Source organism: Streptomyces sp. NPDC050416, from assembly GCF_044458845.1.
GTDB lineage: Bacteria > Actinomycetota > Actinomycetes > Streptomycetales > Streptomycetaceae > Streptomyces.
This window is the reverse complement of sequence record NZ_JBITII010000006.1, coordinates 14,363-39,803: the sequence shown is the minus strand read 5'-3', so window position 1 is coordinate 39,803 and position 25,441 is coordinate 14,363. Positions and strand designations below refer to the sequence as shown.

The following is a 25,441-nucleotide window of genomic DNA, read 5'->3' as shown; positions in this document are numbered from 1 at the left end:
GAAATTTCGGTCGCGGCAGATGGAACTGCCGAGTCATCATGACGACGTGGTTCACGGACGTGATGACTGGGCAGATGTTGCCGCACCGCGCGGACCGTGACCCGGTTCGCAAGGGCCACCGACGAGAGGCAGAGGAAGATGGTCTACAGCAAGCAGGAAACGGCGGGCACTCCGACGTGTTGTCGCGCGGCCAGGTAGTACACGTCCCCGGTTGCGTCGACGCTTGATGTGAGGCTGTTTCCCATGTTCGATCCGGTCATAGCGCCCAGCGGTACGCTGCTCGGCCTGCTCCAGCGGGGCCGCGGTGACGGCACACTGCACGCGCTCACCGCCCCGCGCCCCGAGGCGCTCGCGGCGCTGAACCACTGCGTGCTGCGCGATCCCCGCCACGACTGGCAGGTGGAGAACCGCTCCCTCTACTACGCCCGGCTCTTCCTCGATCTGAACGGCGAGCTGGACGAGATCGAGGCCCACCTCTTCGGTGCCGAGGACGTCCTCGACACCGAGGAGTCACGCACCGGGCTCGCCCTCGCCGTCCTCGGGCACCTCGCCTCCTACGGCAGGCGGGACGCGCTCGAACTACTGCGCAGGTACGCCGCCCACGGCTCCAACTGGGCCTGGGCCCTCGACGAACTGGCCCTCAGGGACGACGACGCGGGCCTGCGCGCCCTCGCAGCACCCGTCCTCGCGCGGTTCCCGGCCGATCCGGAGGGCGACGCCGAGCTGGCCGCCACCGTCCGGGACGCCTTCGAACCGCGGCCGTGGCGGCTGTGGGCCGAGGATCCGCGCGAATCCATCGCCACACGCGTGCGTGCCGCCCACGAGACGGGCTGTTTCGACCGCTGGCAGCGGCAGATGCGGCCGGCCGGCCCCCGCCCCGGGTGGAGTGTGCAGGCCGTCTTCGAGTGGGCCCAGCAAGGCCTCGAACGGGGTGCGGCACTCCATGTCCCGGCCGCCCGCTGTCTCACCGCTGTGGCGGGGCCCGAGGACCGGGCCGAGATCATCCAGGCCGCGAAGGAGGGCGGCGACGGAGCCCGGTGCACGGCCTTGCGCTACCTCGCCGACGGCAACGATCCCGACGCCCTGGGCCTGATCGAGGGCGCCGTGGCCACCGGCTCGACGGTCGTCGTGGACGCCGCCGTCGAGGCCTTCGAACGCATGCGCTCGCTCGCCGCCGTGGACCAGGCGCGTGGCTGGGCGCGGCGGCCGGACGCGCTGGGCGCCGCCGCCGGCCGCGTCCTCGCCTGCCGGGGCGGGGCGCAGGACCGCGACCTGGTCCTCGCGGCACTCCGCGAAGCCGTACGGGGCGACGGCCCCGACGCACCGACCCTGTGGACCCTGGTCGACGGCACCGGACGGCTCGGCATCGCCTGCGCCGCACCCGTGCTCCGCCACATCTACCGCGAGACCGCCTCCTCCCATCTGCGCGGCCGGGCCGCCCGTGCCCTCGCCGCCACCGACCCCTCCTTCGCCACCGGCTTCGCCGTCGAGTGCCTGTGGGACTGCGAGGAGACCACCCGGGAGCTCGCCGCCCGGCACGCCGAGACCGGAGACACCCGTGTCGTCGAGCGACTGCGCCGGCTCGCCGCCGACCCGGCCGAGGAGGCCGAGGTCCAGACGGCCGTCCGCAGCCGGATCGGTCCCGAGGAGACCGCTGTGTGACCCCCACTGTGCGAGCGTGTGACTCCCCCTTTGTGCAAGGGCGCCAGGGCGGAATCAGGCCGCCCGGGTGAACACGGGATGACTCGCGGGTCAGGAGCGCATGGACGCGGCCTGACCTGCGCGGGTGCGGCTCGGAACGCTCATGGGACGTTCCTCGTCCCGAAAGATCCACGTTGACGCGGCCACGTCCGGCACGGCGACAACACCGGTATGCGTGTCGTCATCGTGACCGAATCCTTTCCCCCCGATGTGAACGGCGTGGCCCACTGCGCGCTCCAGACCGCCCGGCACCTCGTCGACAGTGGTCACACTCCCGTCGTCGTCGCCCCGGCCCCCGCGCCCGGGAACAAGCCCGACGCCGACGTGCCGTGCCCCGTCGTCCACGTCCCCTCCCTCCCGCTCCCCGGCTATCCCCAGGTCCGCGTCGCCCTCCCCAGCCGCCGCCTGGCCGCCACCCTCGTCGAGCACCGCGCCGATGTCGTCCACCTCGCCAGCCCCTTCGTCCTCGGCGTGCGCGGCATGGCCGCCGCCGCCCGCCTCGGCATTCCGTCCGTCGCCGTCTACCAGACCGATCTCGCCGGATACGCCCGCACCTACATGGGTGCTGGAGAGGCCGCCGCCTGGCGGCGGATCCGCTCCGTGCACGGCGCCGCCGACCTCACCCTCGCCCCGTCCAGCGCGGCCCTGCGTGACCTGGAGACCCACGGTGTGCCCCGTGTCGAGCTGTGGCCGCGCGGCGTCGACACCGAACGTTTCCGGCCCGACCGCCGCGACGAGGCCCTGCGTCGCGCACTCGCCCCGAACGGCGAGCTGATCGTCGGCTACGTCGGCCGGCTCGCCCCCGAGAAGCAGGTCGAACTCCTCGCCGGGGTCTGCGGCCTGGAGGGTGTCCGGGTCGTGGTCGTCGGCGACGGCCCGAGCCGGCCCGGCCTGGAGCAGGCGCTGCCCGGCGCGGTCTTCCTCGGCCGCCGCACCGGTGACGATCTGGCCCGGATCTTCGCCTCGCTGGACGCCTTCGTGCACACGGGGCCCTTCGAGACCTTCTGCCAGACCGTGCAGGAGGCCATGGCCAGCGGCCTGCCCGTCGTGGCGCCCGCCGCGGGCGGGCCGCTGGACCTGGTCGCCCACGGGCGCACCGGCCTGCTGGTGCCGCCGCGCGACGCGAGTGCCGTACGGGACGCGGTGCGGGCCCTGGCCGCAGACGCCGGTCTGCGGACCGCCTTCGGCGCCGCCGGGCGGGCCACCGTGGAGGGCCGCACCTGGGCGGCCGTCGGGGACCAGCTGATCGGGCACTACGCGAGCGTGCTCGCCGCGCGCAGGACGGTGGTGGCGGCATGATCGACTCGCGTCCGGGCAACAGCAGCGGCCAGTCGCTTCGGATCGTGCGGCTCGCCAACTTCGTCGCGCCCGCGTCCGGCGGTCTGCGCACCGCGCTGCGCGAACTCGGCAAGGGCTTCAAGGCGGCCGGGCACGAACCCGTCCTCGTGATCCCCGGCGAGCGCATGAGTGACCGGCAGACCGAGCAGGGGAGGGTGATCACCCTCCCCGGGCCGCTGCTGCCCGGCACCGGCGGCTACCGCGTGCTCGCCGACAAGCGACGGGTGGCCCGGCTCCTGGAGGAGCTCGCGCCGGACCGGCTGGAGGTGTCCGACCGTACGACCCTCAGGTGGACCGGCAAGTGGGCGCGGCGCGCCCGGATCCCGGCCGTGATGGTCTCCCACGAGACCGCCGACGGTGTGCTGCGCACGTGGGGCCTGCCCGAGGGGGCCGCCCGGCGCGCCGCCGACGCCCTCAACGTCCGCACGGCCCACACGTACGCGCGCGTGGTGTGCACCACCGAGTTCGCCGAGCGGGAATTCGTGCGGATCGGGGCACGCAACGTCGTCCGCGCCCCACTGGGCGTCGACCTGGTGCAGCGCCACCCCGCGCTGCGCGACCCGCAGCTGCGGGCGCGGCACGCGCGCGTGGACGAGACGCTGCTGGTGATGTGCTCGCGGCTGTCCGTGGAGAAGCGGCCCGGCACGGCGCTGGACGCCCTGGAAGCGCTACGGCGGCGAGGGCGCCGGGCGGTGCTGGTGGTGGCCGGGGACGGGCCGCTGCGCGCCCGGCTCGAACAGCGGGCGCGGGAGAGCGGTCTGCCGGTCACCTTCCTCGGGCACGTCTCCGACCGCGGACTGCTCGGCGCGCTCCAGGCGTCCGCCGACGTGGCCCTGGCACCGGGGCCCGCCGAGACGTTCGGGCTCGCCGCCCTGGAGGCCATGGCGTGCGGCACGCCCGTGGTGGCGAGCGCGTCGTCCGCTCTGTCGGAGGTGATCGGCTCCGCCGGGGCCGTCGCGGGGGACCACGGGGAGGCCTTCGCGGACGCCGTGGAGCTCCTCCTGGAACGCCTGGAGGCGGACCGGCGCGAGGGGGCACGCGCGCGTGCGGAGTGTTTCGGGTGGGACGCGGCGGTCGACGCGTTTCTCGCCGCGCATGACGCGGCTGTTCCCGTGCGGCCGGTTCCGCCCTTTGTACCCGGGGGCGTGGCATGAGACGCCCGTGGTGGGAGGGAGCCCCGAGGTTCGTGGCTCTCGGTGACTCGCTCACCGAGGGCGTGGGTGATCCCGTCGGCGACGGGGCGTGGCGCGGCTGGGCCGCGCTGCTGGCCGCCGGGCTGGGCGAGGGACCCGCTGGGCTGGTCGAGGGACCCGCCGGGGTCGCCGAGGGATCCGAGGGGTTCCCAAAGGGACCCGCCCGGTTCACCAACCTCGCGGTGAGCGGGTCGCAGACCCGGGATGTGGTGGAGCGTCAGTTGCCTGCCGCGCTGGAGCTGCGGCCCGACCTCGTGTCCGTCGTCATCGGCGTCAACGACACCCTGCGCTGCACCTTCGACATCCAGGCCGTGGCGGCCCGGCTCGACCAGGTGTACGCGGCCCTCACCGAGCAGGGCGCGATCCTGCTCACCGCTTGTCTGCCCGACCCGGGCGCGATGCTCGGGCTGCCGGGGCCACTGGCCCACCCCCTGGCGCGGCGGCAGCGGGCCGTGAACGCGGTCGTCCATGCCCTGTCCGACCGGTACGGGGCTGTGCACCTGCACGCCTGCGAGGGCGACTGGATCACGGACCGCGCCCTGTGGAGCGCGGACCGGCTGCACCCCGGAGAGCGCGGGCACCGGCAGCTGGCCCTGCGCTTCCACGCGCTGCTCGCGGAACACGGCCTCGCGACGGGGCCCGCGCCCTCGCCCGAGCCCGAGTTCCCCGTCCCGACCAGGTCGGCGAGCCTGTGGTGGCTGGCCACGGCCGGTACCGGCTGGGTGGCCCGCCGGTGCACCGACGTGCTGCCCCAGCTCCTGACCCTCGCCGCCGACGAGCTCCGGCACCGGGCCCGCGGCACGAGCGCCCGGCTCGATCTGCGGACCTCCGCGGCCGTGTCCGCCGCGCTGGCCGCCCTGCCGGTGGCGGAGCAGCCGGACGCGGCCTGACGGGGCGGCGGCGACCGACGCGGCACCGTCAGGGCGGCGGCGACCGACGTGGCCCGGCGGTTCAGCGGCGCCGTACCGCCACGAAGCGGACCGGCGTGCCCGGGACCGCCTGGGCGGCGGCGGGGAGATCGGCGGCGCGGACCACCGCGATCACCGGGTAACCCCCGGTGGTCGGGTGGTCGGCGAGGAACACCACCGGCCTGCCGTCGGGCGGGACCTGGACGGCGCCGAGCACCATGCCCTCGCTGGGGAGTTCCCCGGCCAGGGCCCGCTCCAGGGCGGCCCCCTCGGTGCGCAGCCCGATGCGGTTGCTCGCGGGGGACACCCGGTAGGGACGGGAGACGAAGGTCCGTACGGCCTCCGGCGTGAACCAGCCGTCGCGCGGTCCGAGTGTCACTCGCAGGATCAGCTCGGCCGGCGGCGCCGGCTGCGGGGCGACGTCCACGCGCGCGTGCGCGCCCGTCGGCCGGCCCAGGGGCAGCACCGTACCGTCCGTGAGCGGGGGCGGGCCGAGCCCCGACAGCAGGTCCGTCGAGCGGCTGCCGAGCACCGGCTCGACGGTGATGCCCCCGCAGACGCCCACGTAGCTGCGCAGGCCCGACACGGCAGGCCCGACCTCCAGCAGCGCCCCGGCGGGCACGCACACCGGCGCGGCCCAGGCGACGGGCCGTCCGTCCACCGTGACCCGGCAGGGCGCGCCCGCCACGGCCACGGTGACGGTGCAACGGGGGCGTACGGCACAGCCGTTGACGGTCGTCTCGAGCACGGCCGCCTCGGGCGGGTTGCCCGTCAGCCGGTTGACGAGGTCCGCCGCGGGCCGGTCCAGTGCCCCGGAGCGGGGCACACCGAGGTGGGCGTGCCCGGGGCGCCCCCGGTCCTGCACGGTGGTCAGGGCCCCGGCCCGGACGACGGCGAGCGCGCGGTCGGTCATGGGTGCCCCACCGGCCCGACGGGGACGAACCGCACACACGTGCCCGGCGACAGCAGCGCGGCCGGCACGCGCGTGTGGTCCCACAGCACGGCGTCCGTCGTGCCGATCAGCTGCCAGCCGCCCGGCGACGAGCGCGGGTACACGCCCGTGTACGGGCCCGCCAGCGCGACGGAACCCGCCGGGACGGCCGTGCGCGGGGTGGCCCGGCGCGGGACGTCGTAGCGCGGCGGCAGGCCGGTGAGGTAGGCGAAGCCCGGGGCGAAGCCGCAGAAGGCGACCCGGAACTCCGTGCCCGCGTGAATGCGGGCGACCTCCGGCTCGGGCACGCCCCAGTGCGCGGCGACGTCGGCCAGGTCCGGGCCGTCGTAGCGCACCGGGATCTCGACCACGGCACGCGCGCGTGGGGGAGCGGGAGGCAGGTCGGCGGCGGTCAGCTCGGCGGCCACCCGGGCGGGAGCGTCGAGGCCGTCGAGCAGGACCGTGCGAGCCGCGGGCACGATCTCGCGGGCCACCAGCGAGCCCTCCGCGCGGCGGCGTAGCAGCTCGGCGTGCAGGGCCTGGGCCTCGTCGCCCGAGGAGACCTCGACGAGCAGGGCGTCCTCGCCGACCGGCAGGACCTTCATGCGAAGGCCTCCACCCGGACGCCCGACGCCTCCAGCCGCTCCCGCACGCGGCGTGCCAGCTCCACCGCGCCGGGTGTGTCGCCGTGCAGGCACAGGGAACGCGCGCGTACCTCGATCCGGGTCCCCGAGTGGGAGAGGACCTCGCCGGAGCGGGCCAGGCTCAGCGACCGCTCCACGACGGTGTCGGGGTCGGTGATCACGGCGCCCTCCCGGGAGCGCGGCACGAGCATGCCCGCGTCGGTGTACGCGCGGTCGGCGAACGCCTCCGTCACGACCGGCAGCCCGGCCTTCCCGGCGAGCACCAGCAGGCGCGAGCCGGGCAGGCCCAGCACCGGCAGGGAGGCGTCCGCGAGGAGCACGCCGTCGACGACCGCGGCGGCCTGCTCCTCGTCGTGCACGACCCGGTTGTAGAGCGCGCCGTGCGGCTTCACGTAGGCCACGCGGGCGCCCGCCGCGCGGGCGAAGACCTCCAGGGCTCCGATCTGGTAGGCCACCTCGGCCGTCAGTTCGGCGGGCGGCACGTCCATCGCGCGCCGCCCGAACCCGGCCAGGTCCCGGTAGGACACCTGGGCGCCGATCCGGACGCCGCGCTCGGCCGCCAGCTCGCACACCCGGCGCATGGTGGGCGCGTCCCCGGCGTGGAAGCCGCACGCCACGTTGGCGCTGGTGACGACCGACAGCAGCTGTTCGTCGTCGGTGAGCCGCCAGCGGCCGAAGCCCTCGCCGAGGTCGGCGTTCAGGTCGATGCAGGCCATGTATCCAGTGTCTCCTGTCAGGCCACGCGGTTGTCAGGCCACGCGGTACTGCTCGTCGCGGGCGTCGGTGAGGAACATCTGCCCCGGGGCGTGCGTGAGGGCGAACGGCGGGCGCGAGGCCATCACGGCCGCCTGCGGGGTCACCCCGCACGCCCAGAACACCGGGATGTCGTCCGGCTCGGGGGCCACCGGGTCGCCGAAGTCGGGGCGACCGAGGTCGTCGATGCCGAGCCCCGCGGGGGCGCCGCAGTGCACGGGGCTGCCGTGCACCGCCGGCAGCAGGCTGCTCTCCCGGATCGCCGCCGCCAGATGCGGGGGCGGCACCGGTCGCATGGACACCACCAGCGGCCCGTGCAGCCGCCCCGCCGGACGGCACTGCCGGCTGGTGACGTACATCGGGACGTTGCGGCCCTGCTCGACGTGGCGGATCGGCACGCCCGCCTCGCTCAGCGCCCACTCGAACGTGAAGCTGCACCCGATCAGGAACGACACCAGGTCGTCCCGCCAGTACGCGCGCACATCCGTCGGCTCGTCGACCAGCTCGCCGTCCCGCCACACCCGGTAGCGCGGCAGGTCGGTGCGCAGGTCCGCGCCCTCCGCGAGCACCGTGGTCCAGGACCCGGCGTCGGTGACGTCGAGGACGGGACACGGCTTGGGGTTGCGCTGGCAGAACAACAGCATGTCGTAGGCCCAGTCGGCGGGCACCGAGATCAGGTTGACCTGGGTGTGGCCCGCCGCGACCCCGGCGGTGGGGCCCGTGAGGCCCTCCCGGAAGCGGGCGCGGGCCGTTCGCGGGCTCCACGCGCGCGCGTGCTCGTCGACGAGGACGACGGGACGGTCCCCGGTCTCGGCGCTGGTGCGGTTCATGTGAGCTCCTTCCCGCGCGTCTCCGGCAGCCCGAGCAGCGCCAGGGCCGCGATGCCGTACCCGATCGCCCCGAAGACCAGCGCGCCGCCCACGCCCCAGCTGTCGGCCAGGAACCCGACCGCCGTCGGGAAGACGGCACCCACCGCGCGCCCGGTGTTGTACGTGAATCCCTGCCCCGTGCCGCGCACCGCCGTCGGGTACAGCTCGCTCAGGTACGAGCCGAAGCCGCTGAAGATGGCCGACATGCAGAAGCCGAGGGGGAAACCGAGCACCAAGATCAGGGAGTTGGCGCCGCTCGGGATGTTCGCGTACGCCAGGATGCAGATCGCCGACAGCAGGGCGAAGAGCCAGATGTTGCGCCGCCGGCCCAGCTTGTCGGTGAGGTAACCGCCCGTCAGGTAGCCGATGAAGGCGCCCGATATCAGGAACGTCAGATAGCCGCCGGTGCCGACGACCGACAGGTCGCGCTCGGACTTGAGGTAGGTGGGTACCCAGGTGGCCAGCGTGTAGTAGCCGCCCTGGACGCCGGTCGAGAGCAGCCCCGCGAAGATGGTCGTCCGCAGCAGGCCGGGCTTGAAGATCGCCGTGAACGAGCCCTTCTCCGCGCTCTGTTCACGAGCGGCGGCCGCCTCGGGCGCGTCGTGCACACTGCGCCGCACCCAGATGACGAGCAGCGCGGGCAGCGCCCCGGTCCAGAACATGATGCGCCAGGCCAGATCGTCGCCGGCCACCGAGAAGATGACGGTGTAGGCGATCACGGCCATGCCCCAGCCCACGGCCCAGGAACTCTGGATGGCGCCGAGTGTGCGCCCCCGGTGCTTGGCGCTCGCGTACTCGGCGACGAGGATCGCGCCGACCGCCCACTCGCCGCCGAAACCGAGGCCCTGGAGGGCCCGGAAGACCAGCAGTGTCTCGTAGTTGGGCGCGAAGCCGCAGGCGACGGTGAAGACCGCGTAGGTGATCACCGTGAGCATCAGCGCCTTCACCCGGCCGATGCGGTCCGCGAGGACGCCCGCGAGGGCGCCGCCGATCGCGGAGACCACCAGGGTGACCGTCGTGAAGAGGCCGGTCTGGCCGCTGCTCAGCCCGAAGTAGGCGGAGAGCGCGACCATGCTCAGCGGCAGCGTGAAGTAGTCGTACGAGTCCAGGGCATAGCCGCCGAAGGCACCGGCGAACGCGCGCCGGCCGCGCGGGCCGAGGGCGCGCAGCCAGCCGAACGCACCGTCGCCGGCGGGGTGTTCGGCCGCCACGGTGCCTGCGTCGTCGGTCAGGGCCTGCGGTGGAGGAGTCGAGCTCATGGGCACCTCGAAGAGGGGGACGGAGGGTGCTTCGGACTGAGCAGTGGGGGTGCTGTGGGAGTGAGCTCGGTCGCTTCGGGAGCGAGCCGTGCCTAGCACCGTAGAGGATCGTTCAACGATCCCTCAATACCCATGTTGTTTCGTTCTTGTAATCTGCGATTGAATTCCGGCATGGCAGAGCAGCTGAGGGACCTCTCCGACGACCGGGCACTCCTGGGGCGCACCAGCACCGCCGAACGCGTCTCGGACATCCTCAGGAGCCGGATCGCCGAGGGTTACTTCCCGCCCGGCACCCGGCTGTCGGAGGACAGCATCGGTGGCGCGCTCGGCGTCTCCCGCAACACCCTGCGCGAGGCGTTCCGGCTGCTCACACACGAACGTCTGCTCGTCCACGAGCTGAACCGGGGCGTCTTCGTCCGGGTCCTGACCGTCGAGGACGTCGAGGACATCTACCGCACCCGCAGACTCGTCGAGTGCGCGGTCGTGCGAGGTCTCGGCGAGCCGCCCTACGGCCTCGACGGGCTGGCCGGCGCCGTGGAGGAGGGTCGGCGGGCAGCTCGGGAAGGCGACTGGAAGGGCGTGGGCACGGCCAACATCCACTTCCACAGGGAGCTGGTCGCCCTCGCGGCGAGCGAGCGCACCGCCGAGCTGATGCGGAGTGTGTTCGCCGAACTGCGCCTCGCCTTCCACGTGGTGGACGAACCGCAGCGACTGCACGAGCCGTACATCGCACGAAATGTCATGATCCTGGAGGCTCTTCAGGCAGGGGACCGGGACAAGGCCGAGCGTCTGCTCGCCGGTTACCTCGACGATTCGCTGCACCGGGTCGTCGAGGTGTACAGGCGGCGGGTCGGCGAGGACGGCTGACCAGGCCCATCCGCGTCGTTTGGGTCGTTGTCAGACCCAGGACCTAGTCTGTGCACCGTGACTTCGCCTGCATCGACGGACAGCGTTCCGCCCCAGCTCAGCGCGGGGCCGCGCCCCGCACCGGGGCCGGCCGCCGACGAGGGCCTGGCGCGGCGCCTGCGCGCGCTCGCCTGCACCGCGCCGCTGCACGACCTCGACGCGCGCAAGGCCAACCTCGCCGGCGAGTACTCGGTGTACGGCATGGCGGAGGTCGCCCTCGCGGCCATCGACCTCGTCACCCTGAACATGGACTTCGACACGGGCGCGGACCACGACCAGATCGTCGCCCGCCTCATCCCGCGCATCGCCGCCCAGGCACCGCAACGGCCCGCCGCCGAGCATGAGCGGGTGGCCCGCTGGGTCCTGGAGAACCTGATCAACGTCGGCAGCGTCGACCGCGGATTCCGCGCGGTGTACGGCACGTTCGGGGCGGACGGCACGTACGTGCGCCGTGACTACGACTTCAAGCTGATCGAGGAGGTCCCGGGCCCGGGCGGCACGGTCTACCTGCGCACGACGGACGAGGCGGTCAACGTCCTCGTCGGCGCCCTCGACACGGACGTCACCAGCGCGCAGATCGCCGCCGAGGTCAAGCTGGAGGTGCTGATCAGCCGCGGCCGGCTCGCCGACGCCCAGCTCGCGGCCGAACAGGCCCGCTACCGCACCGTCCAGTACTCGGAGACCCTGCGCCGCGCCCTGGACGCGACCCGGCGCAACGTGCGCGCCGTGGACTGGCTCACCACCGTGCCCGACATGATCGCCGAGGCCCTGGAGCACGTGGCCGACCGCTACCGCCACGAGAACGCCATCCTCACCAACATCCGCAAGGCCCGCGACGAGTCCGAGGAACCGGAGCACAAGCGCCGCGCCGCCGAGCTCGTCGACATCGTCAAGGACTGCATCCGGCGGCACACGCAGCTGCAGTCCCGGCTGCTCGAGGCCGGACCGCTGTTCCGCGCCGAGCAGGACCGGCAGGCCTTCGCCACGCCGGCGGCCACCTCGGGGATAGACCTCTACGGGCACCTCGTCTCGCCCGTCCTGCCGCTGCCGCTGGAGCAGGCCGTGCGGGTCACGGACGCCTTCTTCGGGCGTGGCACGGGACTGCGCACGCCGGTGTCCGTCCGGGTCGGGGACCTTGTCGACATACTGCTGACGCCGCCGGTGGAGCGGGAGCACCTGGGTGCGGAGATGCCCGAGCCGGACCTCATCGCCACGCCCGACGACAGCCGGTTCAGCGAGGAGCAGATGGCGGCGGCGCAGGAGCTGCTCGACTTGCCGGCGGACGCACCCCGCCGGTTGTCCGGGCTGCTGGCCGAGGCCCGGCGGCAGGACCCCGAGCTGCCGTATCTGGTGGCCCTGCTGGCGGTGCACGCGGCCAGTCCGCCAGTCGGTACCGCCTATCGCCAGGGCGAGCAGAAGCTGCTGTTCGCCGTGGACGACGGGACCGAGCTCGATGATCCGGAGTTCGGCGGGGCGGATCTGATCGTCGGTACCGCGCTGCTGGACGCGGCGGGGATGGCGGCGGACCGGACGGAAGCAGCATGAGTCAGTACGAGTGGCACAAGGAGTCCCGACCGTGAGCGAGCATGTCGAGTGGAGTGAACCGGAAGGCCCGGCCCCGACGGCCACGGCCGCCGTCACCCCCGCCGACGCCGCCGACGCAGCGCGGCTCGTGTCCTTCGGGCTGCAGCCCAAGCTCCAGCCCGCGCGCGACCAGGAGTACGCGGACCTGCTGCGGCGCTACCGGGAGGATCCGCCGTTCGCGCGGCTCGCCGACGCCGTGGCGACCGGGCTGGGGCTGATCGTGCTGGAGGTGTCCCCGCGCGCGGGCATGGCCGTGACCGCCGCCGAGGACTCGGTGTTCGCCGTCCGCATGGGCGACTACGCGCGTCGTACGTCCGCCGACGGCGGCGACCGGTTCCTGCACGGACTCGCCCATCTCGCCGTCGCCGCCATGGCGTTCCCCCGCCCCGAGGACCTCGCCGACGACGGCTACATCGGCCGCGTCACGGTCAACGGCGTCGACGCCTTCGTCCGCCAGGCCTGCCGCCGCCTGGAGGAACGCGCCGCCGAACAGGGCGAGAACACCGACCCGGCCACCGACGCGCCCGGACTGGAGGCCGCCTGGCGCATCTGGGTGCGGCGCAGCTCGACCGGGGCCACCAAGGACGCGCGCAGGCTCGCCGGTTCGACCACCGGCATCGTCGCCAAGGCCGTGGCGTTCCTCACCGACTCCGGTTTCCTCCAGCGCACCGGCGACGACAACGGCGGCACGTACCGCACGACCGCCCGCTACCAGCTCCAGGTCCGCGACATGGCCGGCAGCGCCGCCTTGGCCGAGCTGCTGGAACTGGGTGTCGTCCCGGTCACCGACGGCACACCGACCCTGCTGCCCCCCGAGGAGAGCGACGACTTGGAGCTGGTCGCCGACGCCGGGCTGCCGTTCCACTCCTCCTGACACCCCGCCTCGCCACTCCTGCTGAACCCCCGCCTCACGAAGCCTTACGAGAGTCCGCCATGTACGAGCTGTCCCGGGTCCGCCTCTACTCCATCGGGCCCGCCGGTGCGCGCTACGCCGACACCGTGCTTGACCTGCGCGGCGTGGGCGAGCCCGTGCCCGATCCCGCGCCCACCCAGGCGGAGTTCTTCGAGGAGGAGCCCGTCGGCCCGCCGCGCCGGCCCGCGCCCGCGGGCGTGCTCTTCCTGGAGAACGGCGGCGGCAAGTCGGTGCTGCTCAAGCTGATCTTCTCCGTGATGCTGCCGGGGCACCGCAACACACTCGGCGGCGCCAGCTCCGGTGTGCTGCGCAAGTTCCTGCTCGCCGACGACTGCGGCCATGTCGCGCTGGAGTGGCAGCACGTGCTGACCGGCGAGTGCGTCGTCGTCGGCAAGGTCAGCGAGTGGCGCGGGCGGCAGGTCTCCAACGACCCGCGCAAGTTCGCCGAGGCGTGGTACTCCTTCCGGCCCGGGCCCGGGCTGAGCCTCGACAACCTCCCCGTGGCCGAGTCCACCGCCGTACGGGCCCCGGCCGAGGGCCAGTCGGGCGCGCGCGGCCGGCGTCGCACCATGAAGGGCTTCCGCGACGCCCTCATGGAGGCGGGCAAGACGTACCCCCACCTGGAGGTGCACTGGGAGGAGATCCACGACCGCTGGATCGAGCACCTCGGCGACCTCGGACTCGACCCCGAACTCTTCCGCTACCAGCGGGAGATGAACGCCGACGAAGGCGAGGCCGCCGGCCTCTTCGCCGTCAAGAAGGACGCCGACTTCACCGACCTGCTGCTGCGCGCCGTCACCGACACCCGCGACACGGACGGGCTCGCGGACCTGGTCAGCGGCTTCGGCAACAAGCTGGGCCGGCGTGCCGAGCTGATCGCCGAACGCGACTTCACCGCCGGGTCCGTCGACCTCCTCGGGCGGATCGTCGAGGCCGCCGAGGCCCGCTCCCGCGCGCGGGACATCCACACCGCGGCCGAGCGCCGCACCCGGACCCTGGCGCGCAGACTGTCCTCACGCGGCGTGCGGGAGCGGGTCCGGGCCGCCGACCTCGCGCAGCGGGTCACCGCCGCCGCGTACGCCGTCACCCACGCCGAGGCGGCCCGCGAGCGCAGCGCGCTGATCTCCGCCGAACTCGCCTACCGGCACGCCTCGCTGGCCCTCGCCGCCGCCGAGAAGTCCGCCGCCGCCCAGAAGCGCGAGCTCGCCGACGCCCGCACGCTGTACTCCGCGTGGCAGGCCGCCGAGGCCGTACTGCGCCACCGTGCCGCCGCCGACCGCGTCGCCCGCGTGTCCGCCGCGATCCAGGAGGCGGAGCGCGACGCCGCCCCGGCCCTGGCCGCCCGCTCCAAGGCCGCCGTCGACCTCGTACGGGCCCTGCACACGGCCGCGGAGAACGCCGAGAACCACGCCAACGAGGAGGAGGAGCGCTCCGCCGCCCTCCAGGAGGTCAGCGACGCCGCCTACCGGGACTCCACCGCCGCCGCCACACAGGCGCAGCGGGCCCGCAGCGAGATCGGGCACCTCAAGCAGCGCCTCGCCGAGGTCGAGCAGGAGACCGCCGAGGCGGTCCGGGCCGGCTGGCTCGACGACAGCGCGCCTGACGCCGACCCGGCCCGGGCGGCCCTGGCCGCCAGCGACGCCGAGAAGACCGCCGTCGCGGCCTGGGACTCGGCCCGCGAGGCGTCCCACCGGGCCACCGAGCACGCGCGCGAGGCCGCCGCTGCCGAGACCCGCGCGGAACTGACCGCGGCCCGCGCGGCGGACGCGGCGACGGCCGCCGAGCGGTCGTACGAGGCCGAGCGCCGCACCGCCGAGGCACTGGCGGGGGAGGAGCGGCTGGCGGAACTGCTCAGCCTGACCTCCGAGACCCGCCCGGGCATCCCGCAGCCCCGCCACGGCACGGACAGCGAGCCGGCCACCCGGCCCGCCCCCGGCGGGCACGGCCTCAGCCCCGAGGAACTCGACCGCTTCGCCGACGACCTGCGCGACCTGCTCGACGACGCCGTCAGCTCCGCCGAACGGCAGCTGTTCGACCTGCGTACGGCCGCCGCCGACGACTCCCGGATCCTCGGCGCGCTCGGTGACGGCGGGCTGCTGCCGCCCGGCCCGGACGTGCTGGCCACGGTCGAGTTCCTCGGCGAACACGGCATCCCCGCGCTGCCCGGTTGGCGCTACCTCGCCCAGGCCGTCGACCCGGCCGACCACGCACGCGTGCTGGCCGCCCGGCCCGAACTGGTCGACGGCGTGATCATCACCGACCCGGACTCCCACGCACGCGCCCGGGAGGCGCTGGGCGACGCGGCGCTGCTGCCTCGTTCCGCCGTGGCCGTCGGCACGGCCGCCGCCCTGCTCGCCCCGACCCCCGCCCCGGACACCGACAGCGGCGACGTGTTCCTCGTCCCGCCGAACCCGGCCATGCACGACGAGCACGCCGCCGACGAGGAGCGGCAGGCGCTGCGCGCCCGGGCCGCCGAGCGGGACGAGGAGATCCGCACACTCGCCGCCCGGCTCGGCAAGGACCGGGAACTGGCCGCCCGGCTCGCCTCCTGGCGCACCGGCTGCCCGGCCGGCCGACTCGCCGAACTGGCCCAGGCCGCACACGACACCCGCGCGTTCGCCGAGGAGTCGGAAGCCGAGCTGGCCGAGGCGCGCACGGTGCGGGCCGAGGCCGACGAGGCCGCCGCGGAGGCCGCGCGCGTCCGGGACGAGCGGCAGGAGGCCGCTCAGAAGGCCCGCCGCTCCGCCGACGCCCTCGCCGGGCTCGCCTTCCGGCTGCGCGAGCGGGCCGGCTGGCAGGTCAAGCTGCGCGAACTGGCCGACGAAGCCGCCGAGTCCGAGGCGAGCGCCCAGGCCTGCCTGGAGCGGGCCCGGGCCGCCGACGAGGACCGGCGGGCCGCCCAGCGCGCCGCCGACGACGCCCGCCGCACCGCCCGCGCCCTGCGCGCCGAGCGCTCCGAGATCGCCGGCGCCCCCGACGACGTACCCGAGGACGACGCCCAGACCCCGAAGGCATCCCTGCCCGCCCTGCGCGAGGCCTACCGGGCGGCGTCGCAGCTGTACGAGAAGGTCGGCGTCGGCGCCGACCTGCGGGCCGAGCAGGCCCGCGCGGAGAGCGACGAGAGCGCGGCCCGTGCGGAGCTTGACCGGCTGAGCAACAAGGTCCGTACGCGCGCCGAGCAGCTCCTCGAATCACCCGACGGCTCCGACGGGCCCAGCCGTCAGGCCGCCGCCGCCCGCGCCGAGGAGCTGGTACAGCTCCTGGAGACCCGCATGTCGAGCGCGAGCGAGCAGCTCGGGCGGCTGCGCGGCGAGGCCGAACGGCTCGCGCCCGAGGACGGCGAGGCGCACACCGGCCTGCCCGAGGATCGCCGGCCGCGCGACGCCGAGCACGCGCAGGCTCTGCTGCGCACCGCCACGGCCGAACTCGCCTCCCACACCGAGGCGCTGAACCAGGCACGCGAGGCGCACGCCGAACTCCTCGACGCGCACCGCGCCGCCGAGGACGCGGCGAGCGGCTTCGACGAGATCGCCGCCATGCTCCGCGACCTGCTGCGCGAGCACACCACGGAGGAGGAGCAGGAGGAGACCGAGCCGTACCCCGGCAGCCCGGAGGAGGCCCGGCAGTCGGCCGCCGAAGCCCGCCGCTCCCTGCGCGGCTGCGCCGCCGACCTGTCCGCCGCGGAGGCCGCCGTCCGCGAGGCCAGCGACATCCTCGTCCGGCACGCCAACTCCACGCGCTACGAGCAGGTCCGTACCCCGGCACGGCAGCAGATCCGCGAACTGCCCGCCTCCGCACTGCCCGAACACGCCCAGCAGTGGGCCGACGCCTTCGCGCCCCGGCTCCGCGTCCTGACCGACGAGCTGGAGCAACTGGAGCGCAACCGCGACTCGATCGTGGACCGCCTGCGCGGCCTGGTGGAGTCGGCCCTGGCCACCCTGCGCTCCGCCCAGCGGCTCTCCCGCCTTCCGGAGGGTCTCGGCGAGTGGTCGGGACAGGAGTTTCTGCGCATCCGCTTCGAGGAGCCCGACCAGGCCACGCTCACCGAGCGGCTGGGCGAGGTCATCGACGAGGCGACCCGGGCGGCCGTCAAGAAGAACTCCGACCTGCGGCGTGACGGCATGTCCCTGCTGCTGCGGGGCGTCGCCGCGGCCCTCCAGCCCAAGGGCGTCGCCGTGGAGATCCTCAAGCCCGACGCGGTGCTGCGCGCCGAGCGCGTCCCCGTCGGGCAGATGGGCGACGTCTTCTCCGGCGGTCAGCTCCTCACCGCCGCGATCGCCCTGTACTGCACGATGGCCGCGCTGCGCTCGAACGACCGGGGCCGCGACAAGCACCGGCACGCCGGCACGCTGTTCCTCGACAACCCCATCGGCCGCGCCAACGCCACATACCTGCTGGAACTCCAGCGGGCGGTGTCGGACGCCCTGGGCGTCCAGCTCCTCTACACCACGGGCCTGTTCGACACCACGGCGCTCGCCGAGTTTCCCCTGGTCATCCGCATGCGCAACGACGCCGACCTGAGGGCCGGCCTCAAGTACATCAGCGTCGAGGAACACCTCCGCCCTGGCCTGCCGCAGCAGCCCCAGGCGGGGGAGGCGGTACACAGCGAGATCACGGCAACCAGGATGTACAAACGCCCCGCGTCCACGACGCCTTAGGGTCGCGCGGGACTGCGCGCACAGCCGCACAACCGTCCCGCAGCCGCCCGCGGTCAGGCGCTGTCGACCGCCGGGGCGCCGACGGAAGCGGTGCCCCTGGCGTCCGAACGGTGCGTGGCGAGCACGCCGGTCCGGTGCCGCTGGACGAAACGGCAGCCGCTCCTCACGAGTGCGACAACTGCCCGGCCCCGCCCCGTCGGCGTATCCGCTCCTGCGCCCGCTCGTGGGCACGGGCCTGCCGCCGGGCCCGGCGGCGCTCGCGTCGCAGGGCCCGTGCCGTGCTGCTCGGTGTGGACACCACGCCGTTGCGCTGGTTCCAGACCTGACGCGTCACCCACACGTCGAGGGCTCCCCAGGTCGCCACGATCGTGCTGACCACGCTGCTGATCACCATCGGGAACGCCAGCCAGGACCCGGCCATCGTGCACAGGAAGGCCACCATGGCCTGAATCAGCGTCAGAGCGATGAGGAGTACCGAGCGCACGGCGGCCGTCCGTACGGGATCCGGCAACCGGCGCCGCCGCGCCGGCTCCTCGACCCACAGGGGCCGGTAGTACTGCTGCTCGCGCACGTCACGGCCCCGCTGAGCCGGTACCCCCGCATCTCGAGCCGTGCTCTCCGCCTCGTCAGCCGGGTTGTCGCGATCAGCCTCCCCGGCATCCTGATGCGCTGTCATTTGCGCCTCGGCCGCCCTGGGGGCCCCGCTCCGCTCCGCCGTGCCCGTCACCGTGTCACTCCCCACCGCCAGCAGACTGCTCGCTCGTATCCGAAGACCCGTGCTTCCCAGTGGCTGCCCGGCTTGCGCTGTTTTACGCCGCCCGGATGCGGGATGCGGCTCCTGTGGCCGATTCCGCCCCCATTTCCCGTAGAGAAGGACGAACACCCCCCACGAAGATTCCCAGAAACCGAAAAATTTCAGCCAACCGTTCAGGCTCTCCACGGTCCTTGGGCCGCACGGCCGCCATGGTTTCGGGGAGACAACTCCCGCAATGCCCTGACAACTCCGCATGCCGTGTGGCTGGCGCGGAAGTTCACCTTCCGGACCGGCCTTCGAGTTCCCTGGGCGTCGGTAGTAGGCTCGCGCCGTTTGTTGACGCACATGTGTACCCCCGGTAGCCCGGGGGCCCGAGCTGGGGGAGGCCATGCGCTTTCGCGGGAAGTCCATCCGCCGGAAGATCGTGGCGCTGCTCCTCGTGCCGCTGGTGTCCCTGACCGCGATCTGGGCCTTCGCCACGGTGCTGACCGGACGTGAGGCGGCCGACCTGTTCAACGTGTCGTCCGTGGTGGAGAAGATCGGCTACCCCGTCGAGGACACCGTCCGTGTCGTCCAGGAGGAACGCCGTCAGACCCTGGTCTACCTCGCCGACCCCCGTGCCTCCGACGGGCTCGCCGCGCTCCGGCGCAGCCGGACCGCCACCGACGAGGCCGTCGGCAGCATCCGTGAGAACGCCCGGAATCCGGACGTGCGCGACGCGATGGGAGCGGACACCGACGAGCGGCTGACCGCGGTCCTGGACGCCTTCGACGGCATCGAGTCGCTGCGCCGCAGTGTCGAGGACGGCACCGTCGACCGCTCCCAAGCCCTCGACCTCTACAACCGGCTGGTCGACCCCTGTTACGTCCTGCTCGCCAACCTCCACGTCGTCGACAACGTGGAACTGGACAAGCAGTACCGCGCGCTGGTCAATCTCGCCCGCGCCCGCGAACTGCTCTCCCGCGAGGACGCCCTCCTCGGCTCCGCCCTGATCGTCGGCGAGGTCTCCCGCTCCGAAGAGCGTGACATCTCCGACCTCGTGGCCCAGCGCACCCTGATGTACGACACCAGCCTCCCGCTGCTGCCCGTCTCGGAACGCGACCGCTACCAGAGCTTCTGGAAGAACGCCTCCACCGCTCCGCTGCGCGTCGCCGAGGAAGCGGCCGTCTCCTCCGCCGACGGAACACCGCGCGGCGTCACCGCCAAGAGCTGGGACAGCGCCGCCGGCAACGTGCTCGACGAGCTCGGCACGCTCAACGACCAGGCCAACGACCGCTATCAGAGCCGCGTCGAACCGGTGGCCATGGGCGTCATCGCCAAGGCGGTCATCGCCGGTGTGCTCGGCCTGCTCGCTCTCCTGGTCTCCCTCTTCCTCTCCGTGCGCGTCGGCCGCACCCTCATCCGCGATCTGCGACAGCTGCGTCTGGAAGCCCACGAGGCGTCCGGAGTGCGGCTGCCCAGCGTGATGCGCCGGCTGTCGGCGGGCGAGCAGGTCGACGTCGAGACCGAGGTCCCGCGCCTGGAGTACGACAAGAACGAGATGGGCGAGGTCGGCCAGGCCCTCAACACCCTGCAGCGCGCCGCCGTCGAAGCCGCCGTCAAGCAGGCCGAGCTGCGCGCCGGCGTCTCCGAGGTGTTCGTCAATCTCGCGCGCCGCAGCCAGGTCCTGCTCCACAAGCAGCTCACCCTGCTCGACGCCATGGAGCGCCGGACCGAGGACACCGAGGAACTCGCCGACCTGTTCCGACTCGACCACCTGACCACCCGCATGCGCCGGCACGCCGAGGGCCTCGTGATCCTCTCCGGCGCCGCGCCCTCCCGGCAGTGGCGCAAGCCCGTCCAGCTCATGGACGTCGTACGCGCCGCCGTCGCCGAGGTCGAGGACTACGAGCGCATCGAGGTCCGCCGCCTCCCGCGTATCGCCGTCACCGGCCCGGCCGTCGCCGACATCACTCACCTCGTGGCGGAACTCCTGGAGAACGCCACGGTCTTCTCGCCACCGCACACCGCCGTCCAGGTCCTGGGCGAGCGGGTCGCCAACGGCTTCACCCTGGAGATCCACGACCGCGGCCTCGGCATGGCCGCCGAAGCGCTCCTGGACGCCAACCTCCGGCTCGCCGAGACCCCGGAGTTCGAGCTGTCCGACACCGACCGGCTCGGCCTGTTCGTGGTCAGCCGTCTCGCCCAGCGGCAGAACGTCCGCGTCTCCTTGCAGCCCTCCCCGTACGGCGGCACGACCGCCGTCGTCTTCCTCCCGGACGCTCTGCTGACGGACGACGTCCCGGACACGAACGGCATCGGGTTCCGGCTCGACCGGCCCCAGCTGGCCAAGGAGAGCGAGCCGCAGGACAGCCGCCGCGCCGCGCTGTCCCAGGGGCCCGCGCATCGGCCCGGCCTGCCGGCCTCCCTCCTGGACGGACCAGTGGAGCTGGAGGCCCCCGTCGACCTGGACGCCATCGGCGACTTCCCCGGCGCGCTCGACGACGAGGACAGCGAACACGGCGCCCTGTTCCGCCCCCGGCCCCTCACCCGTGCCCAGGACGAGGCCGCCGGCCGCCGCCCCGATCCGCACCAGGCAGCCGACCCCCGCAGCCCCCACGACCGGACCCACACCGGCGAAGACCCGGGCGCCCCCGTCCAGTTGCCGCGCCGCCACACCCCGAAGCTGGTCAGCTCGCACGGGCGCCCGGTCACCGAGCAGCGCCCCCGGCGGGGGAAGGCGGACGAGGACACCACGCGCACCGGCCGAACGGAGCCGGGCGATGCCTCCCCGCTCCCTTCGCGTCGCCGGGACGACGACTCGGTGAGCGGCGCGGCCACGGGCCGGTCCGGGCCGGAGTCCGCGCTTCCGGTACGCCGCCGCACCGAAGGCTCCTCGACCGGCAGCGGGCGAGGCGAATCCCAGCCGGACGCACCGCCGCCCCTGCCGGCCCGCCGTCGGGGGGCGGAGTCCGGCCGCCGCGGCATCGGTGCGGCCGGCCGGAACGACGACCGCACCGCCTCACCGGCCTCGTCCGGGACCGGGCCGGAGCCGCCCACACTCCCCACGCGGACACGCCGCGCGGAGATCGCATCGAGTGGCCCGGACGGCTTCGACCGCTGGCCGGACCCCGGGCAGGACTCCACCGGCGGGCCCGCCCGCCAGGTGACCGGCTCCGGTGCCGGGCCCCTGGACACCGGGTCGACTCCCGGCACCGGACGACGGGGGCAGCCTCCCGGGTCCGCACCGAACGAGCCTCGCTCCGGCACCGCGCCGCTGCCCCGGCGCGTCCGCCAGGCCAACCTGGCACCGCAGCTGAAGCGGGGGTCCGAGCCGCGTACGGAGGACAGAGCCGAGCCCGTCGAACGCGACGCCGACGAAGTACGCAGCCGTATGGCCTCGCTCCAGCGCGGCTGGCAGCGCGGCCGCGAGGAGAACGCAGCGGGCGACGCCGCCCACAGCGGCACAGCACGACAAGGAACGACAGAGGGGGACGGTCGATGACCGCACCGAAGGCCACCGGCCACACCGCAGCCGACAAGGGGGAGCTGAACTGGCTCCTCGACGACCTGGTGGACCGCGTCGCGAGCATCCGCAAGGCCCTCGTGCTCTCCAGCGACGGTTTGCCGACAGGCGTGTCCAGGGACCTCACCAGGGAGGACAGCGAGCACCTGGCCGCCGTCGCCTCCGGTTTCCACAGCCTCGCCAAGGGCGTGGGACGCCACTTCGAGGCCGGCAACGTCCGACAGACGGTCGTCGAGCTCGACGACGCCTTCCTGTTCGTGACGGCCGCCGGCGACGGCAGCTGCCTCGCCGTCCTCTCGGACGCCGACTCGGACGTCGGCCAGGTCGCCTACGAGATGACGCTCCTGGTGAAGCGGGTGGGTGTGCATCTGGGTGCCGCTCCGCGCACCGATCTGCCCGCAGGCGGGTAGTGGGATGACATGAGCGCTGACGGTCAGGGAAGAAGCCACTGGTTCGACGACGAGGCCGGACCGGTCGTCCGTCCGTACGCCATGACCCGCGGCCGCACCAGCAGCCAGGGCCAGCACCGCCTGGACCTGATCGCGGTCGTGGTCACGGAACCGCACGCGGACGACCCGGAAGCGGACCACATGCTCTCCCCGGAGCATGTGGACATCGTCGAACTGTGTCGTGACGTCCCGCAGTCGGTCGCCGAGCTCGCAGCGGAACTCGATCTGCCGATCGGGGTGGTACGGGTCCTTGTCGGAGATCTCGTGGACGTGGAATTCGTCCATGTGAACCGGCCCGTACCCCCTGCCGAACTGCCGGACGAGAGTATTCTGCGCGACGTGATCAACGGCCTCCGGGCGCTGTGAGCAGCGCGGAAGCGGGGTACTGACGTGACAGGCCGGCAGTTCCGGGTCGACCGAGGCGGCACCTTCACCGACACCGTCGCGCGTCGCCCGGACGCCCGGCTGCTCACCCACGAGCTGCTGTCGGACAGCCCGGCCCGCTACGCCGCGGCCGTCGAGGGCGTCCGCACGCTGCTGGCCGGCTCCGACGACCCCGTCCGCATGGGCACGACGGTGGCCACCAACGCCCTCCTGGAGCGCAACGGCGAACGCACCCTGCTGGTCGTCACCCGAGGCTTCCGCGACGCCCTGCGCATCGCCTACCGGAACCGCCCGAGCAGCTTCGCCCGCCGCATCGAACTGCCCGAGGCCGACGGCGCCGTGACCGAACTCGGCGGCAGCGACTCCGCGGACGTCGTCAGCGGCGACGTACTCGTCATCGAAACCCCAGGCGGCGCAGGCTACGGCCCGCCGTCGCCCGACCCCCATCAAGCAGGAGAAGAGATCGATGATCTTCGGGCGTTCTGAGCGCGGCAAGCCTCCGGTCGAGCCCGTCACGCTCAAGATCCTGGTGGCCGGCGGTTTCGGCGTGGGCAAGACCACGCTCGTCGGCGCGGTCAGCGAGATCCGGCCGCTGCGCACCGAGGAGCTGCTCACCGAGGCCGGACGCCCGGTCGACGACACCAGTGGTGTGGAAGGCAAGCACACCACGACCGTTGCCATGGACTTCGGCCGCATCACGCTCCGCGAGGACCTGGTGCTGTACCTCTTCGGCACGCCCGGCCAGGAACGGTTCTGGTTCATGTGGGACGAGCTGTCCGAGGGCGCGCTCGGGGCCGTCGTCCTCGCCGACACCCGCCGCCTGGAGGACTCCTTCGCCGCCGTCGACTACTTCGAACGGCGCTCGATACCGTTCCTCGTCGGCGTCAACTGCTTCGAGGGCGCACCGCGTTACCCGGTCGAGGACGTGCGCCAGGCCCTCGACCTCGACGACGGCGTGCCGCTCATGATGTGCGACGCCCGCGACCGCGAGTCGGTCAAGGAAGCGCTCATCGGCGTCGTCCAGCACGCCATGGCGTACGCGGCCGACCGCCGCCAGACGGTGACCACCTGACACTGACCACCTGACGCTCGGCCGGCCGGGCGCGGACCGTACACCCGCCGACAGGGGTACGGTCCACTGTCCGGAAACGACCCTGCACGCGCGCGTGGCTAGCTGTCGGCGTCCTCCTCCCAGCCGAAGCTCCTCTCCACGGCCTTGCGCCAGTTGCGGTGCTCGCGGTCCCGCACGGACGCGTCCATGGACGGTGTCCACTCGACGTCCTTCTGCCAGTGCGCCTTGAGCTCGTCCAGGTCGTTCCACACACCGGTGGCCAGACCGGCCGCGTACGCGGCGCCCAGACAGGTCGTCTCGGAGACCTTGGGCCGCACCACCGGCACGTCGAGCACGTCCGCCTGGTGCTGCATGAGCAGGTTGTTCTTCGTCATGCCGCCGTCGACCTTCAGGGTGGTGATGTGCACCCCGGAGTCCTGGTACATGGCGTCCACGACCTCGCGGGTCTGCCAGCTCGTCGCCTCCAGCACCGCGCGCGCGAGGTGCGCCTTCGTGACGTACCGGGTCAGTCCGGTGATCACGCCGCGCGCGTCGGAGCGCCAGTACGGCGCGAACAGGCCCGAGAACGCCGGCACGATGTACGCACCGCCGTTGTCCTCCACACTCGCGGCCAGGGGCTCGATCTCGTCGGCGGTACGGATGATGCCGAGCTGGTCGCGGAACCACTGGACCAGCGCGCCCGTTATGGCTATCGACCCCTCCAGACAGTAGACCGGCGCCTCGCTGCCGATCTTGTATCCCATCGTCGTCAGCAGACCGCTCTTCGACGACACCGGGCGGTTGCCGGTGTTGAGCAGCAGGAAGCTGCCCGTGCCGTACGTGTTCTTCGCGGTCCCCACGTCGTAGCAGGCCTGGCCGAACACGGCGGCCTGCTGGTCGCCCAGCGCGGAGGCGACGGGCACGCCGGCGAGCTGGCCGACGGCGGTGCCGTACACCTCGGCGGAGGACCGGATCTCCGGCAGCATGGCCTCGGGGATGTTCATCGCCGAGCAGATCGAGGAGTCCCACTGCAGGGTCTCCAGGTTCATCAGCATGGTGCGCCCGGCGTTGGTCACATCGGTGACGTGCTGCCCGCCGTCGGTACCGCCGGTGAGGTTCCAGATCAGCCAGGAGTCGATCGTTCCGAAGGCGATCTCACCGCGTTCGGCCCGGGCCCGGAGGTCGGGCACGTTGTCGAGCAGCCAGGCCGCCTTGGGCCCGGAGAAGTAGGTGGCCAGCGGCAGACCCGTCTGCTCGCGGAAACGGTCCTGCCCCTCCGAGCCGCCCAGCTGGTTGCACAGCGCCGCGGTCCGCGTGTCCTGCCACACGATGGCGTTGTGCACGGGCTTTCCCGTCGAGCGGTCCCACAGCAGGGTTGTCTCGCGCTGGTTGGTGATCCCCATCGCGCTCAGCTGGTCGGCGCGCAGCCCGGCCTTGGCGAGCGCCCCGGCGACCACCGCCTGCACCTTGGACCAGATCTCGGTGGCGTCGTGCTCCACCCACCCGGGCTTGGGGAAGATCTGGCGGTGCTCGCGCTGGTCCACGGCGACGATGGCACCGTTTTCGTTGAAGACGATGCAGCGGCTGGAGGTGGTGCCCTGGTCGATCGCTGCTACGTACTTCTCGGAGTTGTCCGTCATG

Annotated in this window: 19 protein-coding genes and 1 pseudogene; 13 read left to right on the top strand and 7 right to left on the bottom strand. The window is 73.4% G+C overall.

Annotation, left to right across the window (positions count from 1 at the left end):
- Positions 1 to 243 precede the first annotated feature (243 nt).
- The 4 genes from ACIBL4_RS19535 (at position 244) to ACIBL4_RS19520 (ending at position 5,122) form a co-directional block, all read left to right on the top strand.
- Positions 244 to 1,662 carry a HEAT repeat domain-containing protein gene (locus tag ACIBL4_RS19535; protein WP_399411663.1) on the top strand — a complete coding sequence of 473 codons (1,419 nt, stop codon included), beginning with the start codon at positions 244 to 246 and terminating at the stop codon, positions 1,660 to 1,662.
- Between the two features lie 210 nt (positions 1,663 to 1,872).
- The gene (locus ACIBL4_RS19530) at positions 1,873 to 3,000 is read left to right on the top strand and encodes a glycosyltransferase family 4 protein (RefSeq protein WP_399411661.1); all 1,128 of its coding nucleotides are present in this window, start codon (positions 1,873 to 1,875) and stop codon (positions 2,998 to 3,000) included.
- The gene (locus ACIBL4_RS19525) at positions 2,997 to 4,193 is read left to right on the top strand and encodes a glycosyltransferase (protein WP_399411659.1); all 1,197 of its coding nucleotides are present in this window, start codon (positions 2,997 to 2,999) and stop codon (positions 4,191 to 4,193) included. The genes ACIBL4_RS19530 and ACIBL4_RS19525 overlap by 4 nt, the downstream gene beginning before the upstream one ends.
- Positions 4,190 to 5,122 carry an SGNH/GDSL hydrolase family protein gene (locus tag ACIBL4_RS19520; protein ID WP_399411657.1) on the top strand — a complete coding sequence of 311 codons (933 nt, stop codon included), beginning with the start codon at positions 4,190 to 4,192 and terminating at the stop codon, positions 5,120 to 5,122. Before ACIBL4_RS19525 ends, ACIBL4_RS19520 begins: the two co-directional genes overlap by 4 nt.
- A 61-nt stretch (positions 5,123 to 5,183) precedes the next feature.
- On the opposite strand, the gene ACIBL4_RS19515 is transcribed toward ACIBL4_RS19520, so the two are convergent.
- From ACIBL4_RS19515 to ACIBL4_RS19495, 5 genes are read right to left on the bottom strand one after another with little or no spacing between them, the layout of a single operon-like run.
- Positions 5,184 to 6,053, bottom strand: a complete 870-nt coding sequence (locus ACIBL4_RS19515; protein ID WP_399411655.1) for a biotin-dependent carboxyltransferase family protein — start codon at positions 6,051 to 6,053, stop codon at positions 5,184 to 5,186.
- Entirely contained in the window at positions 6,050 to 6,676 is a 627-nt protein-coding gene (locus ACIBL4_RS19510; RefSeq protein WP_399411653.1) for an allophanate hydrolase subunit 1, read from the bottom strand. The genes ACIBL4_RS19515 and ACIBL4_RS19510 overlap by 4 nt, the downstream gene beginning before the upstream one ends.
- Positions 6,673 to 7,431 (bottom strand): LamB/YcsF family protein, encoded by a 759-nt coding sequence (locus tag ACIBL4_RS19505; protein WP_399411651.1) that lies wholly within the window; start codon positions 7,429 to 7,431, stop codon positions 6,673 to 6,675. The genes ACIBL4_RS19510 and ACIBL4_RS19505 overlap by 4 nt, the downstream gene beginning before the upstream one ends.
- Before the next feature lie 33 nt (positions 7,432 to 7,464).
- Positions 7,465 to 8,298, bottom strand: a complete 834-nt coding sequence (locus tag ACIBL4_RS19500) for a putative hydro-lyase (RefSeq protein ID WP_399411649.1) — start codon at positions 8,296 to 8,298, stop codon at positions 7,465 to 7,467.
- On the bottom strand, positions 8,295 to 9,596 hold the full coding sequence (locus ACIBL4_RS19495; RefSeq protein WP_399411647.1) for an MFS transporter: 1,302 nt from the start codon (positions 9,594 to 9,596) through the stop codon (positions 8,295 to 8,297). Before ACIBL4_RS19495 ends, ACIBL4_RS19500 begins: the two co-directional genes overlap by 4 nt.
- Before the next feature lie 171 nt (positions 9,597 to 9,767).
- Between ACIBL4_RS19495 and ACIBL4_RS19490 the strand changes: the two genes are divergently transcribed.
- The 4 genes from ACIBL4_RS19490 to ACIBL4_RS19475 are packed head-to-tail and all read left to right on the top strand — an operon-like array spanning position 9,768 to position 17,657.
- Positions 9,768 to 10,463, top strand: a complete 696-nt coding sequence (locus ACIBL4_RS19490) for a GntR family transcriptional regulator (RefSeq protein WP_399411645.1) — start codon at positions 9,768 to 9,770, stop codon at positions 10,461 to 10,463.
- Positions 10,464 to 10,520: 57 nt separating this feature from the next.
- Positions 10,521 to 12,047, top strand: coding sequence for a hypothetical protein (locus ACIBL4_RS19485; protein ID WP_399411643.1), 1,527 nt, complete (start codon positions 10,521 to 10,523; stop codon positions 12,045 to 12,047).
- A gap of 31 nt (positions 12,048 to 12,078) precedes the next feature.
- The gene (locus ACIBL4_RS19480) at positions 12,079 to 12,960 is read left to right on the top strand and encodes a hypothetical protein (RefSeq protein WP_399411641.1); all 882 of its coding nucleotides are present in this window, start codon (positions 12,079 to 12,081) and stop codon (positions 12,958 to 12,960) included.
- A gap of 59 nt (positions 12,961 to 13,019) precedes the next feature.
- Positions 13,020 to 17,657 (top strand): hypothetical protein, encoded by a 4,638-nt coding sequence (locus ACIBL4_RS19475; protein WP_399411639.1) that lies wholly within the window; start codon positions 13,020 to 13,022, stop codon positions 17,655 to 17,657.
- A 163-nt stretch (positions 17,658 to 17,820) separates the two neighbouring features.
- On the opposite strand, the gene ACIBL4_RS19470 is transcribed toward ACIBL4_RS19475, so the two are convergent.
- Positions 17,821 to 18,333 carry a hypothetical protein gene (locus tag ACIBL4_RS19470; RefSeq protein WP_399411637.1) on the bottom strand — a complete coding sequence of 171 codons (513 nt, stop codon included), beginning with the start codon at positions 18,331 to 18,333 and terminating at the stop codon, positions 17,821 to 17,823.
- A 466-nt stretch (positions 18,334 to 18,799) separates the two neighbouring features.
- Between ACIBL4_RS19470 and ACIBL4_RS19465 the strand changes: the two genes are divergently transcribed.
- The 5 genes and pseudogenes from ACIBL4_RS19465 (at position 18,800) to ACIBL4_RS19445 (ending at position 23,821) form a co-directional block, all read left to right on the top strand.
- Positions 18,800 to 21,895 carry a nitrate- and nitrite sensing domain-containing protein gene (locus ACIBL4_RS19465; protein WP_399411634.1) on the top strand — a complete coding sequence of 1,032 codons (3,096 nt, stop codon included), beginning with the start codon at positions 18,800 to 18,802 and terminating at the stop codon, positions 21,893 to 21,895.
- Positions 21,892 to 22,326 (top strand): roadblock/LC7 domain-containing protein, encoded by a 435-nt coding sequence (locus ACIBL4_RS19460; protein WP_399411632.1) that lies wholly within the window; start codon positions 21,892 to 21,894, stop codon positions 22,324 to 22,326. The genes ACIBL4_RS19465 and ACIBL4_RS19460 overlap by 4 nt, the downstream gene beginning before the upstream one ends.
- Positions 22,327 to 22,335: 9 nt before the next feature.
- Positions 22,336 to 22,731 carry a DUF742 domain-containing protein gene (locus tag ACIBL4_RS19455; RefSeq protein ID WP_399411630.1) on the top strand — a complete coding sequence of 132 codons (396 nt, stop codon included), beginning with the start codon at positions 22,336 to 22,338 and terminating at the stop codon, positions 22,729 to 22,731.
- A gap of 24 nt (positions 22,732 to 22,755) precedes the next feature.
- Positions 22,756 to 23,076 (top strand): annotated as a pseudogene (locus ACIBL4_RS19450) (hydantoinase/oxoprolinase N-terminal domain-containing protein); the annotation flags it as partial.
- Positions 23,077 to 23,215: 139 nt separating this feature from the next.
- Positions 23,216 to 23,821 carry an ATP/GTP-binding protein gene (locus ACIBL4_RS19445; RefSeq protein ID WP_086561343.1) on the top strand — a complete coding sequence of 202 codons (606 nt, stop codon included), beginning with the start codon at positions 23,216 to 23,218 and terminating at the stop codon, positions 23,819 to 23,821.
- A gap of 98 nt (positions 23,822 to 23,919) precedes the next feature.
- On the opposite strand, the gene glpK is transcribed toward ACIBL4_RS19445, so the two are convergent.
- Positions 23,920 to 25,440 (bottom strand): glycerol kinase GlpK, encoded by a 1,521-nt coding sequence (gene glpK / locus ACIBL4_RS19440; protein WP_399411628.1) that lies wholly within the window; start codon positions 25,438 to 25,440, stop codon positions 23,920 to 23,922.
- Position 25,441: the final 1 nt, after the last annotated feature.

Excerpts from the sequence above, each read along its gene's own strand:
- ACIBL4_RS19475 (WP_399411639.1), top strand. The coding sequence starts at position 13,020 with ATGTACGAGCTGTCCCGGGTCCGCCTCTACTCCATCGGGCCCGCCGGT.
- glpK (WP_399411628.1), bottom strand. The coding sequence starts at position 25,440 with ATGACGGACAACTCCGAGAAGTACGTAGCAGCGATCGACCAGGGCACC.
- ACIBL4_RS19490 (WP_399411645.1), top strand. The coding sequence starts at position 9,768 with ATGGCAGAGCAGCTGAGGGACCTCTCCGACGACCGGGCACTCCTGGGG.
- ACIBL4_RS19515 (WP_399411655.1), bottom strand. The coding sequence starts at position 6,053 with ATGACCGACCGCGCGCTCGCCGTCGTCCGGGCCGGGGCCCTGACCACC.
- ACIBL4_RS19445 (WP_086561343.1), top strand. The coding sequence starts at position 23,216 with ATGATCTTCGGGCGTTCTGAGCGCGGCAAGCCTCCGGTCGAGCCCGTC.
- ACIBL4_RS19520 (WP_399411657.1), top strand. The coding sequence starts at position 4,190 with ATGAGACGCCCGTGGTGGGAGGGAGCCCCGAGGTTCGTGGCTCTCGGT.
- ACIBL4_RS19500 (WP_399411649.1), bottom strand. The coding sequence starts at position 8,298 with ATGAACCGCACCAGCGCCGAGACCGGGGACCGTCCCGTCGTCCTCGTC.
- ACIBL4_RS19460 (WP_399411632.1), top strand. The coding sequence starts at position 21,892 with ATGACCGCACCGAAGGCCACCGGCCACACCGCAGCCGACAAGGGGGAG.
- ACIBL4_RS19470 (WP_399411637.1), bottom strand. The coding sequence starts at position 18,333 with ATGACAGCGCATCAGGATGCCGGGGAGGCTGATCGCGACAACCCGGCT.
- ACIBL4_RS19510 (WP_399411653.1), bottom strand. The coding sequence starts at position 6,676 with ATGAAGGTCCTGCCGGTCGGCGAGGACGCCCTGCTCGTCGAGGTCTCC.
- ACIBL4_RS19535 (WP_399411663.1), top strand. The coding sequence starts at position 244 with ATGTTCGATCCGGTCATAGCGCCCAGCGGTACGCTGCTCGGCCTGCTC.
- ACIBL4_RS19525 (WP_399411659.1), top strand. The coding sequence starts at position 2,997 with ATGATCGACTCGCGTCCGGGCAACAGCAGCGGCCAGTCGCTTCGGATC.
- ACIBL4_RS19505 (WP_399411651.1), bottom strand. The coding sequence starts at position 7,431 with ATGGCCTGCATCGACCTGAACGCCGACCTCGGCGAGGGCTTCGGCCGC.
- ACIBL4_RS19495 (WP_399411647.1), bottom strand. The coding sequence starts at position 9,596 with ATGAGCTCGACTCCTCCACCGCAGGCCCTGACCGACGACGCAGGCACC.
- ACIBL4_RS19465 (WP_399411634.1), top strand. The coding sequence starts at position 18,800 with ATGCGCTTTCGCGGGAAGTCCATCCGCCGGAAGATCGTGGCGCTGCTC.
- ACIBL4_RS19455 (WP_399411630.1), top strand. The coding sequence starts at position 22,336 with ATGAGCGCTGACGGTCAGGGAAGAAGCCACTGGTTCGACGACGAGGCC.
- ACIBL4_RS19530 (WP_399411661.1), top strand. The coding sequence starts at position 1,873 with ATGCGTGTCGTCATCGTGACCGAATCCTTTCCCCCCGATGTGAACGGC.